Source organism: Streptomyces sp. NPDC058663 (assembly GCF_042716745.1).
Taxonomy (GTDB): domain Bacteria; phylum Actinomycetota; class Actinomycetes; order Streptomycetales; family Streptomycetaceae; genus Streptomyces.
Window position 1 is genome coordinate 54,399 of sequence record NZ_JBHXRV010000008.1, and the last position, 13,882, is coordinate 68,280.

At 72.9% G+C, this 13,882-nt stretch carries 12 protein-coding genes; 9 read left to right on the forward strand and 3 right to left on the reverse strand.

Going from position 1 to position 13,882, the window contains the following annotated elements; all coding sequences use genetic code 11:
- Positions 1-65: 65 nt before the first annotated feature.
- From ACFWVV_RS07895 to ACFWVV_RS07910, 4 genes are all read left to right on the forward strand, one after another.
- Positions 66-2,084 (forward strand): sensor histidine kinase, encoded by a 2,019-nt coding sequence (locus tag ACFWVV_RS07895; protein WP_384357974.1) that lies wholly within the window; start codon positions 66-68, stop codon positions 2,082-2,084.
- A gap of 282 nt (positions 2,085-2,366) precedes the next feature.
- Entirely contained in the window at positions 2,367-2,885 is a 519-nt protein-coding gene (locus tag ACFWVV_RS07900; RefSeq protein ID WP_384357972.1) for a hypothetical protein, read from the forward strand.
- Positions 2,886-2,977: 92 nt separating this feature from the next.
- On the forward strand, positions 2,978-3,628 hold the full coding sequence (locus tag ACFWVV_RS07905) for a class F sortase (protein WP_384357960.1): 651 nt from the start codon (positions 2,978-2,980) through the stop codon (positions 3,626-3,628).
- Positions 3,629-3,819: 191 nt separating this feature from the next.
- Positions 3,820-4,083, forward strand: a complete 264-nt coding sequence (locus ACFWVV_RS07910; protein WP_384357958.1) for a hypothetical protein — start codon at positions 3,820-3,822, stop codon at positions 4,081-4,083.
- A gap of 103 nt (positions 4,084-4,186) precedes the next feature.
- On the opposite strand, the gene ACFWVV_RS07915 is transcribed toward ACFWVV_RS07910, so the two are convergent.
- Both ACFWVV_RS07915 and ACFWVV_RS07920 read right to left on the reverse strand, forming a co-directional pair.
- Positions 4,187-4,750: a dihydrofolate reductase family protein gene (locus ACFWVV_RS07915; protein WP_384357956.1), complete on the reverse strand. Its 564-nt coding sequence runs from the start codon at positions 4,748-4,750 to the stop codon at positions 4,187-4,189.
- Between the two features lie 183 nt (positions 4,751-4,933).
- Complete coding sequence (locus ACFWVV_RS07920; protein ID WP_384357954.1) at positions 4,934-5,464, reverse strand: GNAT family N-acetyltransferase; 531 nt, start codon at positions 5,462-5,464, stop codon at positions 4,934-4,936.
- A gap of 189 nt (positions 5,465-5,653) precedes the next feature.
- Here ACFWVV_RS07920 and ACFWVV_RS07925 point away from each other — a divergent pair, with 189 nt between their 5' ends.
- Entirely contained in the window at positions 5,654-7,747 is a 2,094-nt protein-coding gene (locus ACFWVV_RS07925; protein WP_384357952.1) for a SpoIIE family protein phosphatase, read from the forward strand.
- 216 nt (positions 7,748-7,963) lie between these two features.
- On the opposite strand, the gene ACFWVV_RS07930 is transcribed toward ACFWVV_RS07925, so the two are convergent.
- A complete protein-coding gene (locus ACFWVV_RS07930) occupies positions 7,964-8,560 on the reverse strand; it encodes a MarR family winged helix-turn-helix transcriptional regulator (protein WP_384357950.1) in 597 nt (198 codons plus the stop codon).
- Between the two features lie 125 nt (positions 8,561-8,685).
- Between ACFWVV_RS07930 and ACFWVV_RS07935 the strand changes: the two genes are divergently transcribed.
- From ACFWVV_RS07935 to ACFWVV_RS07950, 4 genes are all read left to right on the forward strand, one after another.
- The gene (locus ACFWVV_RS07935; RefSeq protein ID WP_384357948.1) at positions 8,686-9,927 is read left to right on the forward strand and encodes a PP2C family protein-serine/threonine phosphatase; all 1,242 of its coding nucleotides are present in this window, start codon (positions 8,686-8,688) and stop codon (positions 9,925-9,927) included.
- A 378-nt stretch (positions 9,928-10,305) separates the two neighbouring features.
- On the forward strand, positions 10,306-10,638 hold the full coding sequence (locus ACFWVV_RS07940) for a hypothetical protein (protein WP_384357946.1): 333 nt from the start codon (positions 10,306-10,308) through the stop codon (positions 10,636-10,638).
- Between the two features lie 93 nt (positions 10,639-10,731).
- Positions 10,732-11,280: a TetR/AcrR family transcriptional regulator gene (locus tag ACFWVV_RS07945; protein ID WP_384357942.1), complete on the forward strand. Its 549-nt coding sequence runs from the start codon at positions 10,732-10,734 to the stop codon at positions 11,278-11,280.
- A 180-nt stretch (positions 11,281-11,460) separates the two neighbouring features.
- Positions 11,461-13,752, forward strand: a complete 2,292-nt coding sequence (locus ACFWVV_RS07950) for an MMPL family transporter (RefSeq protein WP_384357940.1) — start codon at positions 11,461-11,463, stop codon at positions 13,750-13,752.
- The last annotated feature ends 130 nt before the right edge of the window (positions 13,753-13,882 follow it).

Here is a 13,882-nt window from a genome sequence, read left to right on the forward strand (position 1 = left end):
CGGCGGCACGACAGGCCATTACGGCACAACAGGCCCCGGCGGCCCGGCAACACGTCCGTCTCCCCCTGCGCAAGAGCCTGCTGGGGCGGCTGCTCGCCGTCTCGGCGCTGGTGGCGTCCTGCTCGGTGGCCGCCACCGCCTGGCTCGCCGTACAGACGACCTCGGGCGCCATCCGCCAGGAGCAGGGCCAGAACCTGGCCGCCGACGCCCGGATCTACCACAGCCTGCTGGGGTACGCGGCGGCCCACCACAGCTGGGACGGCGTCGAGCGGACCGTACGGGAACTGGCCGAACAGTCCGGCCGCCGGGTCACCCTGACCACGGGGAGCCGGATACCGCTCGCCGACTCGGCAGCCGCGCCCACCGCGCCCGCGCTTCCCGCCCAGGCGTCCGCGGTCGTCGACCCGCTCTCCGTGGACACCGCGCTGGCGGCGCAGAGTTCGGGGAGCTCCGGGGCCGCGGGGCCCGCCGCGGACCGGATAGACCCGCGGGCCGTCGGCCCGTTCCGGCTGCCGGCGGGGGAGCTCAGGGAACTGCGGCGGATCGCCGACCGGGTGGTGGCCTGCCTCAGCGCGTCGGGAACCGCATCCGACGTGGTCGCGGGTCCGAGCGGCCGGCCCAGGATCCAGATGGTGGGCAACGGTTCCGGCCGGCTCCAGGGCTCCGGATGTGCGACCGACGCCCTGGACGCGCCCACGGCGACGGAGCGCAGGGCCCTCAGCGCCCTCAACCAGCTGGCGAACGCGTGCCTGAAGCGACAGGGCCGCGAGGGCGTCCAGCTGAAGCCGGACCTCTCCTGGGGGCAGGACCCGGGCCTGGGCCCGGTGCCGGCTCCGCCCGCCGATCCCTCGCGGGCACCCGCACCCCGGCCCTCCACCGGCGCTGCTCCGGACGTCGAGGCCACCGTGCTCCCGCGCGACACCGAGATCGACAGGGACATCGCCTCCTGCGTCGGCACGGCACGCCGTGAACAGCTCGGGTCGTACGTCGCCCCGGCCGCGCTGCTGTTCATCGGTGACACCGGCGCGGCCACCGTGCCCGGGTTTGACCTCTCCCCGGCGAACACCGCGAAAATCGCGGGCGTCGCCGCCCTCGTACTGGCCCTCACCGTGGGTGCTTCGGTGCTCGCGGGCGTACGCCTCGTACGTCCGCTGCACGCGCTGACCGGTGCCGCCCAGCGGATGCGGGACGGTGCGGACACGGCGCCGGTGCGGGTTGCCGCGGACAACGAGATCGGCCGGCTCGCCGCCACGTTCAACGACATGTCCGCGCACCGCGCCCGGCTGGAGTCCCAGCGCAAGGCCATGGTCAGCGACGTGGCGCACGAACTGCGCACCCCGCTGAGCAACATCCGGGGCTGGCTGGAGGCCGCCCAGGACGGGGTGGCCGAGCCCGACCCGGCGTTCATCGCCTCGCTGCACGAGGAGGCCATGCAGCTCCAGCACATCATCGACGACCTCCAGGACCTCGCCCAGGCGGACGCCGGGGCGCTGCGGCTGCGCCTGGAGCCGGTACGCATCGGGGAGCTGCTGGCCCAGGTCGCCGCCGCGCACCAGGCGCACGCGGAGGCGGCCGGAGTCGCCCTGACGGTGAGCGACCCGCTGCCGGGCCGCCCCGAGCCCGCCCTGCGGGCAGATCCGGTACGGGTGCGCCAGGCCGTCGGCAACCTGGTCTCCAACGCGGTCCGGCACACTCCGCGCGGTGGCCGGGTCACCCTGCGCACCGGTACTTCGGCGGCCGGGGACGAGGTACGGGTGGACGTCGCCGACACCGGGGTCGGTATCCCGCCCGAGGACCTGCCGCACGTCTTCGACCGTTTCTGGCGTGCCGAGAAGTCCCGCAGCCGGCGCACCGGTGGCAGTGGTCTCGGCCTGGCTATCGTACGGAAACTGACGGAGGCACACGGGGGCACGGCGTCCGCGACGAGCACGCCGGGCGAGGGCTCGGTCTTCACCCTCCGGCTGCCGGCCTCGCCGGAGCCCGCCGTACCGCCGTCGGCGCGCGCGCCCGAGACCGGGGCCGGGGCCGAGAGCGGGACCGGGGCCGGGGCCGGTCTCGCGTCCGCGCCCGCGTCGGACGCCTGAGCCCGCGTCCGCGTTGGACGCCTGAGCCCGCGCCCGCGTCCGACGCCTGAGTCCGCGTCCGCCTTCACGCGTGGGCGGTGCGCCGGCACCTCAGATCGCACCCGCGCTCGCCTCCGGGCCCTCGAAGCCCCGCCGAGGCAGGGCTGATCCGATGACCACAGCGTCCTGACAGCTTCTTCATAACTTCTCGGCAGCCTGTCGGTGCGCCTCGCGGCGCGGTACGTGTCCGTACCGCGCCGACGTTCGAGGCCGAACCGGAACGGAGCCTTATCGATGTCGTTGCTGTCCCGCAGGACCCACCTGCGTCACGCCGTACTCGCCGCTGTCACGGTGGGCGCGATCTACCTCCCGGCCGCATCGGCCTTCGCCGACACCGCCCCGGCCCCGGCCGCGTCGGCCCCCGGCCGGGCGGCTGCGACCCCCGCGCCCGGCACCCCCAGCGTGGCCCCGGACCAGCCGGCTCCGGCCTCACCGAGCGCGGGCAGTGACAGCACGTCCGCGCCGGCACCCGCGGGGAAGGCGCCGCGCGGTGGCGTCGCGGCGGGCGACCACCCCGCCCCGGCCGTGGAACAGCCCGCGGGCGCACAGCCTGCGGGCGCACAGCCTGCGGGCGCACAGCCTGCGGGCGCACAGCCCTCGGCCGCACCGCGCGGCGGGGTCGCCGCCGGTGAGGAGTCCGCCGGCACGGCGGGCGGCGGTTCGACCGCTGTCATGGGCTCCGCCGCCGGAGCGGCGCTCCTCCTTGCGGGCGCCGCGACCGTGGTGTTCCGCCGCCGGTCCGCCACCCGCGACAACGGCTGACCCACCCTCTGCCGACGGCCGGTGAGTGCGATGCCCGCACAGGGCGTCCGTCCACCGGCCGTCGGCCTTCGCCCCTACGAGGAGCCCGCACCGTGCCCCGTACGTCCCGACGTCGCCCACGCCCCCAGCGCGGGCCGGCCCTCCGCACGGCCTTCGCCTGCCTGGGCCTGACCGTGGCCATGTCCCTGTCCCTGTCCGGGTGCTCCACCGACGCCCCGCCCACGGCTCCCACGGCCCGCCCGGCAGCGACGGCGGAGACCACTGCGTCCCGGGCGGCGGAGGAGGCCGCCCCGTCCCGCTCCGGCCGGCCCGTCCAGCTGTCCATACCGTCCATCGGCGTGCAGAGCGACATCATGCGGCTGGGGCTCAACGCGGACGGCACGGTGGAAGTGCCGCCCGCGGACAAGGGCATGACGACCGGTTGGTACACCGGCGGGCCGGCTCCCGGCGCGCCCGGCCCCGCCGTGCTGATCGGCCACAACGAGACCCGCAACGGCCGGGCCGTCTTCCACGACCTCAAGAAGATCGTCAAGGGAGCGGACATCACCGTCCGCGACGAGCGCGGGACGACGGTCCGCTTCAAGGTCACCGGCCGTGAAACGGTGAAGAAGAACGCGTTCCCCACCGAGCGCGTCTACGGCCCCACGCAGAGCCGGGCACTGCGGCTGATCACCTGCGACGGCGCCTTCGACGCCCAGGGCCACCCGGTGGACAACCTGATCGTGTACGCGATCAAGGCGTGACGCGGCGAGGACGGGTACGGGGAGGGCGGGTACGGCGAGGGCGGGTACGGCGAGGACGGGTACGGGGAGGGCGGTCCCAGTCCCAACCACCGCTCCCACTCGCTGATTTGGCGGTTCACAGCCGTACGCGGACAGCCGCCGGTGACTACGCTTGGGTCGAGGGCACATCGAACCTGGCGATCGTGAGGTGCATGATGGCGGAGGGGTCCGACGCAGGCGGGGCGAGAAGGGTCACCGACCGGGATCTGGCGCGCCTGGTGAGGCAGGGCAGGGAAGAACTGGCCGGCGATCCCCGGGCGACGGAGCTCCACGAGCGCATCAGCGACCGGGAGAACCTGGAGGAGGACCGGGACCACAGGGCCCGTTCCAGCAGCGCCGCGATGATGGGGTTCCTGGCCGGACTGGCACTCCTGATCATCCTGGTCGCCGTCTCCTTCGTCACGTTCGAGCCGTAGCGCGTGACGGCACCACGAGCGCCGGGTGCGCCGGCCTCGACACGGGACGGCTCCGCGACGCGCCGGGTGCGCCGGCGTGGTGGGCGTGCGGCGGACGAGCCCTTCAGCGCGTCACACGGTGGCGAAGGTAGACGACTTTCGGACCGAAGGTGCGGGTCTCGACGAGTTCGAGATCCACCCGGCGCTCGTGCCGGGGGAAGAACGGGGTGCCGCCGCCCACCAGCACCGGGTGGACCATGGCCCGGTACTCGTCGATCAGCCCCAACGCGGCCGCCTCGGCGGCCAGAGCGGCGCCGCCGATCGCGATGTCGCCCTCCCCCGGCTCCGCCCGCAACCGTGCGATCTCCTCGGCCAGGCCGCCGGAGGCCAGACGCGCGTTGCCCTGCACCGTGGACAGGGTGCGGGAGAACACCACCTTGGGCAGCGGATTCCAGAGGCCGGCCCACTCGAGCGTGGCGTCGTCGAGCGAGGCGTCCTGGTCGACCGTCTCCCAGTACAGCATCGTCTCGTACAGCCGTCGTCCCATCAGGTGGACACCCACGTCCCGGATCTCGTCGATCCAGAAGCGGAAGACCTCGTCGTCGGGCTCCGTCCAGTCGAACCTTCCGTCCGGTCCGACGATGTAGCCGTCGAGCGAGACGCCCATCGAGTAGGTCACGCTGCGCATCAGAAGTCCTCCTCGGTCGCACGCCCTGGGGGAAGTAACCCCGGTTCGCCGCCGTCCGAAACCCGAACTCCTGGGCCGGCTGCTCGCCGAGCCCGGTCCGGCACACCTCCAGGTCGACCTTTCGGCGAGGAACGCCGCGGTCATGCGCGTTCTGCGCGCAGAACTCGGCAGAGGGCTCGCCGTCTACAGGGTGATCCAGTAACGGCGCTTCCTGCCCTGGCCGGTGGTGCGGACGTCCTCCAGGACTCCGCCGTTGCGCTCGATGCTGCGGGCGGACCCGATGTTGTCGTCGTCGCAGGTGACGAGCACCCGTTCCAGACCGAGTGCGCGCGCCTGGGGCAGCACCGCGCCCAGGGCCCATGTGGCCAGGCCGCGTTTCCGGGCGGAGGGCCGGATGCTGTAGCCGATGTGGCCGCCGACGTCGCGCAGCAGGGCGTTCAGGGTGTGCCGGAGATCGATGGCCCCCAGGTAGCTGTCCCCCTCGACGATCCACCAGTGGGTGGCGTGGACCCGCCCCTCCCCCAGGGCGACCGACGTGTCCGACTGCTGCTTCAGCCGCTCGACCCATGCCGAGAAGACCGCGGGGTCGGCGAGGTCGGCCCCGGGGGCCAGGCGCAGCCCGGTGCCGTCTTGATGGGCCCCGGCAGGCCATTCGTCACGCGCCGCTGTCCATGACTGCCGGAGTCGGTCCGTGGGGCTGATCAGTTCGGGCATGCGAGCGAAACTAGCACTCGTACACCGGGTCCGATCAGGCATTTTCCCCCTCTCCCAGAGAGCGCGGGACCGTCGCCGCTGCACTCCGGGATGCCCCTCCCCGGGTCGAGGGCGCAGCATGGTGGGGGAAAGCGTTCGGCCGACGGCGTTTCGCACGCCGGCGGGGTTCGGAGGCGGAGGGAGCGTGCGATGACCCAGGACGCACCATCCCGGGCCGACGGCTCCGGGGCGGCCGGGGCGGGCCCCGGTGCGGGCTGGCAGAGCGCGGGAAGCCTGCTGGACTATCTGAACGTCGCGGCGGTGGTCCTGGACCTGAAGGGGCGCATCGTCTTCTGGAGTCCGCAGGCCACCGTCACTTTCGGCTACACCGCCGAGGAGGCCACGGGGCAGTACGCGGCGCGCCTGCTGCTCAGCGAGGAGACCAGGGAGGCGGCGGCGGAGCTGTTCGCCGGGGTCATGGCCACCGGTCAGAGCTGGGCCGGAGTGTTTCCCGTCCGGCACAGGAACGGTACGACGCGGCAGGTGGAGTTCCGCAACGTCCGGCTGCTGGACGATCTGGGGGACGTGTACGCGCTGGGGATGGCGGTCGACCAGACGACGCTGCACGAGGTCGAGGGCCGGCTGGCGCTGTGCGAGCAGCTGGTGTCCCAGGCGCCGGTGGGGTTCGCGCTGCTGGACACCGATCTGCGCTACCGGCTGGTCAACCCCGCCCTGGAGAGGATCAACGGGGTTCCGGCCGCCGGGCACCTGGGCCGCAGCCCCCGCGACATCCTGCCCAGTGCCGGGGTGGCGACGGTCGAGTCGGCGCTGCGCCACGTGCTGCGTACGGGCACGCCGCTCGTCGACCAGTACGTGGTGGGCCGCACCCGCGCCGACCCGGATCACGACCGGGCGTGGTCGGTGTCGTACTACCGGATTCACGGCCCCGCGGGCCGGGTGATCGGGGTGGCGTCCTCGGTCGTGGACGTCACCGAGCGCCATCTGGCCGCCGCCGAGGCCGAGCGGGCCCGGCGGCGCCTGACCCTGATCGCGGACGCCTCCGCCCGGATCGGCACGACGCTCGGGGTCGAGCAGACCGCACGGGAGCTGGCCGAGGTGGCCGTCCCCGATCTCGCGGACGTCAGCGCGGTCGACGTCCTGAACGACGTGCTGACCTGCCGCACCTCCACCCGGCACCCGGGCGGTGAGGAGCTGTTCCGGGCGCTCGCCGTCGCCTCGGCCTTCCCCACCGACGTCACCGGGGTCGTCGATCCGGTCGGGGAGGTCGCCCTCTACGGTCCTGACCGGCTGATCACCCGGTGCGTCCGCACCGGGCGGCCCGTCCTCGTGGCCCACTGCGGGGAACAGGACCTGCGGCGCATCGCCCGCGACCCGGCGGCCGCGGCCACCCTCGCGCGCTCCGGCGCCCATTCCTATCTGGCCGTGCCGCTGATCGCCAGGGACGAGATACTCGGCGCCCTGGACCTCCTGCGCCTGCACAATCCCGAGCCCTTCGGCGCGGACGACGTCCTGCTCGCCCGTGAACTCGCCGCCCGGGCCGCCATCGCCATTGACAACGCCCGGCTGCACCAGAACGTGCGCACCGCGGCCGAAACCCTCCAGCGCAGCCTCCTGCCGCCGGCCCCGCCGCAGCGTCCCGGCCTGCGGATCACCTCGCTGTACCAGCCGGCCCAGGCAGCCAACGAGGTCGGCGGCGACTGGTACGACGTCATCCCGCTGGACGGCGACAAGACGGCACTGGTCATCGGTGATGTCATGGGCAACGGCATCGACGCGGCCGCCACCATGGGGCAGCTGTGCACCGCCGCCCGCGCCTACGCCGCCCTCGACCTGCCCCCGGACCGGATCCTCGGTCACCTCGACCGCCTGACCCTCGGCCTGGAGCACTACATCGCCACCTGTCTCTACGCCACCTACGACCCCGGCACCGGGCAGTGCCGCATCGCCAACGCCGGCCACCTCCCCCCGGTCCTCTCCCGCCCCGGGCACCAGCCCGAACTGCTGGACCTGCCCACCGGAGCCCCCCTCGGCGTCGGCGGGGTCGACTTCGCCACCACGACCGTCCCCCTGCGCCCCGGTGACCAGCTCCTCCTGTACACCGACGGTCTCGTGGAAACCCGTGAGGACCCCATCGACGAACGGCTGGCCACCCTCCTCAAGACCCTGGGGAGCACCCCGTCGCATCTCGACGCCACCTGCGCCCGTCTGGTGGACGCCATGCGCAGCCCGGAGGATCCGGACGACGTGGCCCTCCTGCTCGCCGAAGTCCGGGCGGTGCACTGAGGGGCCTGGCCGCGTGGCGGAAAGTTGACTGCATGTACATTTGCTGTTTGACAACAGTGACCGTCAGACAACATTCTTACGACGTCAGACAGCCTTCCTACGAACGGCCTCGGCGACGGTGCCGCTGCCGGCGAGACCCGGGGTGCGGCCGGGCACAGGATCCGGAGAGACCAGGTGCCCCCTTCCTACTACCGTGCCGCTCCGGCATCCCGGGCCTCAGGCGGAACGGACGGTCTCCACCGAGGCCTCGTCCCGCTCACCCCGGACCGGGAACACGGCCGGCGGTCTCTGCTCCGCCTCGTGACGCTCTCCCGGGGCCCCGTTCGCCCGCGGTCCGGGCGTCGGCCGGCTGTCGGCCGCGTCGTTGGCCCGCCGGAAGGCACGCAGACCGAGGGCGAGCGCGTCGCGCTCCTCCTTCGTCATCGCCTCGAGGGTGGCCGCGAGCTCCCTCTCCCGGTGCGCCCGCAGCTCGGCGAGGTAGTCCCGGCCGGGACCGGTGATCCCCACCTGCACCTCACGCCGGTCGGAACTGCCGAAGGACCGGTCGACGTAGCCGAGTGCCTGGAGGCGGTCGCACAGCCGGCTCACCGAGGACGGGGCCGCCCCGAGCTTCTCTCCCAGCCTGCGCAGGTTGGTGCCGTCCCGCTGGTCGAGGATGTAGAGCACGCGCAGCTGTGACGTGGAGACGGGGGCGCTCGGCACGGCTTCCCTGCCGCGCTCCCAGAGCATCTCCAGTCCCTCGACCACCGCACGTGCCACCGCCGCGGCCTCGCCCGCCGAAGGGTGTCCAGCAGTCGGGTCGGTACTCCGCACCGCGCATCTCCGATTCAGCCAGTCGGCCGCTGCGGACCGCTCAAGCACTCAGTTTGCCAGTCGTACCTGTCGTACCGCATCACCTGACGAACTTCTCGCACCTCAGGGAAAGGCCCGGCCCTCTCATGGACCGCTTCACCGCTGTCGAACGCGCATTGCGCACCGCGGCACCCCATGCCCTCGTCGACACGGTCCGGACCACCCTCGCGACCCAGTACGGGGCCACTTCCGTGGACGTGTGGATGGCCGACTACTCCATGAAGATGCTCCGGCCCGTCACCACTCTGCCTTATACCGCGGAGCCGGTTCCCGTCCAGGGCAGCGACCCCGGCCGGGCCCTGGGAGCCCAGCAACCGTACGTCTGCGGGACCCGCTGCCCGCAGTCCGCGCGCCCACACCTGTCCGCGGCGAGGAGTCCCGACGACGGAGCCCCTGCCCTGCCCGAAGTGACCACGCACCTGCCGGTCAGCGTCCGCGGGGACCGGCTCGGCGTGCTGTCGGTGACGCTCCCCGAAGGCCGCCACTCCCCCGGGGCGCTCGGCGAACTCCAGCAGCTCGCAGGCGTCCTCGCCCATGAGCTCGTCGTCGCCGACCGCGACACCGACCTCTACCTCCAGGCGCGCCGCGCCTCGCGGCTCACCCTGGCCGCCGAAATGCAGTGGCAGCTGCTGCCGGGCCGTTCCTGCACCCGTCCCGAGTACACCCTCGGAGCCCAGCTGGAACCCGCCTACGCCATCTACGGCGACAACTTCGACTGGGCGACCTCCGCCGACTCCCTCCTCCTGACCGTCACCAACGGGATGGGCGACGGCATCAAGGCCGCCCTGCTGACCAACCTCGCCGTCAACGCCCTGCGCAACGCCCGCCGCGCCGGCCTCCCCCTCGCCGACCAGGCGGCCCTGGCGGACCAGGCCCTCTACGGCGAGCACCGGGGCAAACTCCACGTGTCCGCCCTGCTCCTCCAGTTCGACCTCGCCACCGGCGCCGTCGAGGTCATCGACGCGGGTTCCCCCAAGATCTGGCGGCTGCGCGACGGCGTGGTCGAGCCCGTCGAACTCGTCGCACAACTGCCCCTCGGCATGTTCGAGGACACTCCCTACGCGTCCCAGTTCCTCACCGTCGAACCGGGTGACCGTCTGCTGTTCGTCAGCGACGGCGTCTACGACTCCCAGTCGCCCTCCGGCGAGCTCTTCAGCGCACGGCCCCTCACCCGGGCCATCCACCACACCCGCCTGCTCCCCGCCCCCCAAGTGCCGCAGGCCGTCCTGGAGGCACTGGCCGCCCACCGCCGCCCCGGTCCCGACAGCGACGACGCGATGATCGTCTGCCTCGACTGGCACGGCCGCGGCACCCCGGCCGGGACCTGACGCCGGGCGCCGGGACGTGACGTTCGCGCGCCGGGACCTGACGCCGCGCACCGGGACCTGACGTTCGCGCGCCGGGACCTGACGTTCGCGCGCCGGGGAAGTGCGTCCGGCCGGTACGTCGCGCGGGGCGGCCCGCGCGTCCCGCTGGTCCCGCACCGGGCGGGCAGGCGCCCCGCACCAGGACCCGGCCACCCCCATCGCTCCGTACCCGGATGGCGGGATTCCTCCGGAGCACCGTGTCGTTGGGCCGGGCATGCCGAACCCGACCTCTCCGCGGACGTGACGCGCGGAGGCAACACGGCCTGCGACGCGACACCCGCCTCACACACCAAGGCCCGCGAATTCCGGAAGCGGGTCCCGAACCCCGGAGCCCCGTCCGTGCCCCAGCCCGTCGCAGGACCTCACGAGCCCGAGACCTACCCGGCGGTGTGCGGTTACACGCATCTCTTCCCCGGCGTCCGCTGCCGCCTCCAGGCACTGCCCGATCCTCGCGCCTTCGCCACCGCGCCGTGGCAGGTCGGTGTGGACCTGCAGTTCTCCGACGGGACGGCCGTCGACGCGGACCTGCGCACCGAGGGCCTGCCGCGGCCGGTGCTTGCGGTCCCGGAACACACCACCGGTGCCGGCACCCGGATCGACGAACACGTCTGGCCGGTAACGGAGTTCCTCCCGGCCGGGGACGAGGCGGAGCTGAGGCTCGGCAACCGGTGACGGCCTGGAGCGCAAGCGCGGAATGACGCAGCTCACAGCGATCGACTGTCCGATCGGTCAGTTCTGACCGATCGGACAGTTACTGTGGAGCGCATGGCACGACCTGCGTCCGCGATGCGCGGACAGATCCTCGAATCGGCGCTGGGGCTGTTCGCCACGAGCGGCTTCGCCGGCACGTCACTGCACGCTATCGCCGTCGGCGCGGGCTGCTCGAAGGCGTCGCTGATCTATCACTTCAGCACGAAGGAAGCGATCCTCACCGAGCTGCTCACGCCTGCCGGCGAGGCGCTCGCCGCTCTCGACACCCACCTGACCTCTCTCCCCGCCGGGCAGCGGGTGGAGGCGGCAGTGACGGGATACGTGGACCTCGCCCTGCGCTACCGGCGCGAGGTGAAGATCCTCTTCGAGGACACCCCGACGATGATCTGCAATCCCGCCCTGGGCGACATTCCCGCCCTGGGGGAGCGCCTCGTCGTCGCCATGAGCGGTGGGTCCGGCGACGCGAGACGGGTCATCAGCGCGCACATGGTCCTCGGCGCGGTGTTCGTCACCTGTGCCAGCAAACTCGACGCGCCGGACGACCTCCTGCGCGACGAACTGGTTGAAGGGGCCCTGCGCCTCCTCGGTCACCGCGCCGGATAGCCCCCGGCCCCGACGCCGGACAGCCCCCGGCCCCGAGCCCCGGGCTTCCCCCGACCCGACCACCCGGGCCGCCCGCTCCCCCTGTGCGGGCGATTCGCCCTCTCCTGTCCGGGCGGCCCGCCTTCCCTGTCCCGGCGGCCGCCTCCCCCGTACCGAACCGACCGAGGAGACACCCTCCGCATGGCATCCCTGCTCTACCGGCTCGGCCGGTTCTCCTTCCGCCGGCGGGGCCGCATAGCCGCCGGCTGGCTGGTCCTGCTCGCTGTGCTCGGCACCCTGGCCCTCCTCTTCCACGGGCCGACGACCGACAAATTCACCATGCCCGGCACCGAGTCACAACGCGCCCTGACGGCGCTCAAGGATGAGTTCCCCGAGGCCAGTGGCACCACCGGCACCGTCGTGGTGGCCGCGCCCGAGGGCGAGACGCTGACGCCCGCCAGGCTCGCCCCGATCGTGCGCGAGGCCGGGGCCGTGCCCGGCGCACTGGGCGCCGTCGACCCGTTCCAGGCCAAGTCCGTTTCGCAGGACGGCCGTTATGCCCTGGTCCAGGTGCAGTTCGCCAAGAGCGCCGAGGACGTCACCGACGCCGAGCGCACCGCCTTCGAGAAGGCCGGCGCCGCCGCGCAGGGCCTCACCGTGGAGCACGGCGGCGAGGTGATGACGGCCAAGGTCGAGGTGGGCTCCACCGAGGCGATCGGCGTCGCCGTGGCCGCCGTGGTCCTCGTCCTCACCTTCGGCTCCCTGGTCGCCGCCGGAATGACCCTGCTGAACGCACTGATCGGCGTTGCCGCCGGCATGGCGGGGCTCTTCGCGCTCAGCGGCGTCGTCGAACTGACCGGCACCGCGCCCATCCTCGCGCTGATGCTGGGCCTGGCCGTCGGCATCGACTACTCCCTCTTCATCACCTCCCGCTACCGGCAGTACCTCGCCGACGGGATGGACGGTGAGGAGGCCGTCGGCCGAGCCACCGGAACAGCAGGTTCCGCCGTTGTCTTCGCGGGTGCCACTGTCGTCATCGCGCTGGTCGGCCTGTCCGTCGTCGGGATTCCGTTCCTGAGCGTCATGGGGCTGGCCGCGGCGGGAACCGTGCTGGTCGCCGTCCTCGTCGCGCTCACCCTGCTCCCCGCTGCGCTCGGCTTCGCCGGTGACCGGGTGCTGCCGCGCCGACTGCGCAAGGAGCGGAAGCAGGGATATGGGGCGGAGCAGGCCGGGGCGGACCCGGCACAGCCTGAGAAGAACGGGACGGAGAAGAGCTGTACGGGGAAGAGCGGGACGGCGAAGAGCGGGGCGGCGAAGGCCGGAGCGGGCCGGGCCGCGGAGCCGTTCGGCTTCCGTTGGGGCCGGTTCGTCGCCAGGCTGCGCGTTCCGCTGCTGGTCGTCGGCATCGCGGGTCTCGGCGCGCTGGCACTGCCTGCCCAGGACATGCGACTGGCCCTGCCCGACGCGGGCACCGCCGCCGTGGATTCCCCGGCCCGCAAGGCGTACGACCTGACGAGCGAGGGATTCGGCCCGGGCTTCAACGGGCGGCTGCTCGCCGTCGTCTCGTCGGACGACCCGACACAGACCAAGGAAGCGGCCACCCAGGCCGCCGGCCTCATCCAGAAGGCGGAGGGCGTCCTCGCCGTCGCCCCGCCGCGGTTCAACAAGGCGGGCACCACCGCCCTCCTCGCCGTCATCCCGAAGGCCGGCCCGACCAGCGAGGCCACCGAGAAGGCGGTGCACGCCATCCGCGACAAGGTCGGCCAGGTCAAGGGCGCCGACATCGCGCTGACGGGCGTCACCGCGCTGGGCATCGACGTCTCGGAGAAGCTCGCCGACGCCATGCCGGTCTACCTCGGGCTCGTCGTCGGCCTCTCGGTGCTGCTGCTGATGCTGGTGTTCCGCTCGGTGCTCGTACCGCTGAAGGCGGCGCTGGGCTTCCTGCTCACCGTGGGTGCGACGTTCGGCATCACGGTCGCGATCTTCCAGCAGGGCCACCTCGCCCAGCTCGTCGGGATCGACACCCCGGGCCCCCTGGTGAGCTTCCTGCCGATCCTGCTCATCGGAATCCTCTTCGGGCTGGCGATGGACTACGAGGTCTTCCTCGTCTCTCGCATGCGTGAGGACTTCGTCCACGGCAGTTCCGCCCGGGACGCGGTGGTGGGCGGCGTCGGCCACAACGCGCGGGTGGTCAGCGCGGCGGCGCTCATCATGACCGCGGTGTTCGGCGGGTTCGTCCTGCTGGACGACCCGATCATCAAGTCGATCGGGTTCGCGCTGGCGGTCGGCGTCGTCGTCGACGCGTTCGTCGTCCGCATGACACTCGTACCGGCCGTGATGACCCTGCTCGGCCGCAGCGCCTGGTGGCTGCCGCAACCGCTCCAGCGGGCCCTGCCGGACCTGGACATCGAGGGGGCGAGCCTCGACGCGGGCGGAGCGGGGCAGGATCGGCTGGACAAGGACGGACGGGAGCGCGACTCCGTGCGCGTCTGAGCCGTCCCGTACGGGCGTTGGCTGCCGTACGACGCGGAGGAGGGGAGCGGCCGTAGCAGTCCGGGCGCTCCCCTCCTCCGTGCCGTCTGTCGGAGCCGCGTGTCAGGATCCCCGGAGAACTGGGGTGTGC

Coding starts and splice junctions, on each gene's coding strand:
- ACFWVV_RS07945 (WP_384357942.1), top strand. CDS start 10,732: ATGGCACGACCTGCGTCCGCGATGCGCGGACAGATCCTCGAATCGGCG.
- ACFWVV_RS07910 (WP_384357958.1), top strand. CDS start 3,820: ATGATGGCGGAGGGGTCCGACGCAGGCGGGGCGAGAAGGGTCACCGAC.
- ACFWVV_RS07925 (WP_384357952.1), top strand. CDS start 5,654: ATGACCCAGGACGCACCATCCCGGGCCGACGGCTCCGGGGCGGCCGGG.
- ACFWVV_RS07915 (WP_384357956.1), bottom strand. CDS start 4,750: ATGCGCAGCGTGACCTACTCGATGGGCGTCTCGCTCGACGGCTACATC.
- ACFWVV_RS07950 (WP_384357940.1), top strand. CDS start 11,461: ATGGCATCCCTGCTCTACCGGCTCGGCCGGTTCTCCTTCCGCCGGCGG.
- ACFWVV_RS07920 (WP_384357954.1), bottom strand. CDS start 5,464: ATGCCCGAACTGATCAGCCCCACGGACCGACTCCGGCAGTCATGGACA.
- ACFWVV_RS07935 (WP_384357948.1), top strand. CDS start 8,686: ATGGACCGCTTCACCGCTGTCGAACGCGCATTGCGCACCGCGGCACCC.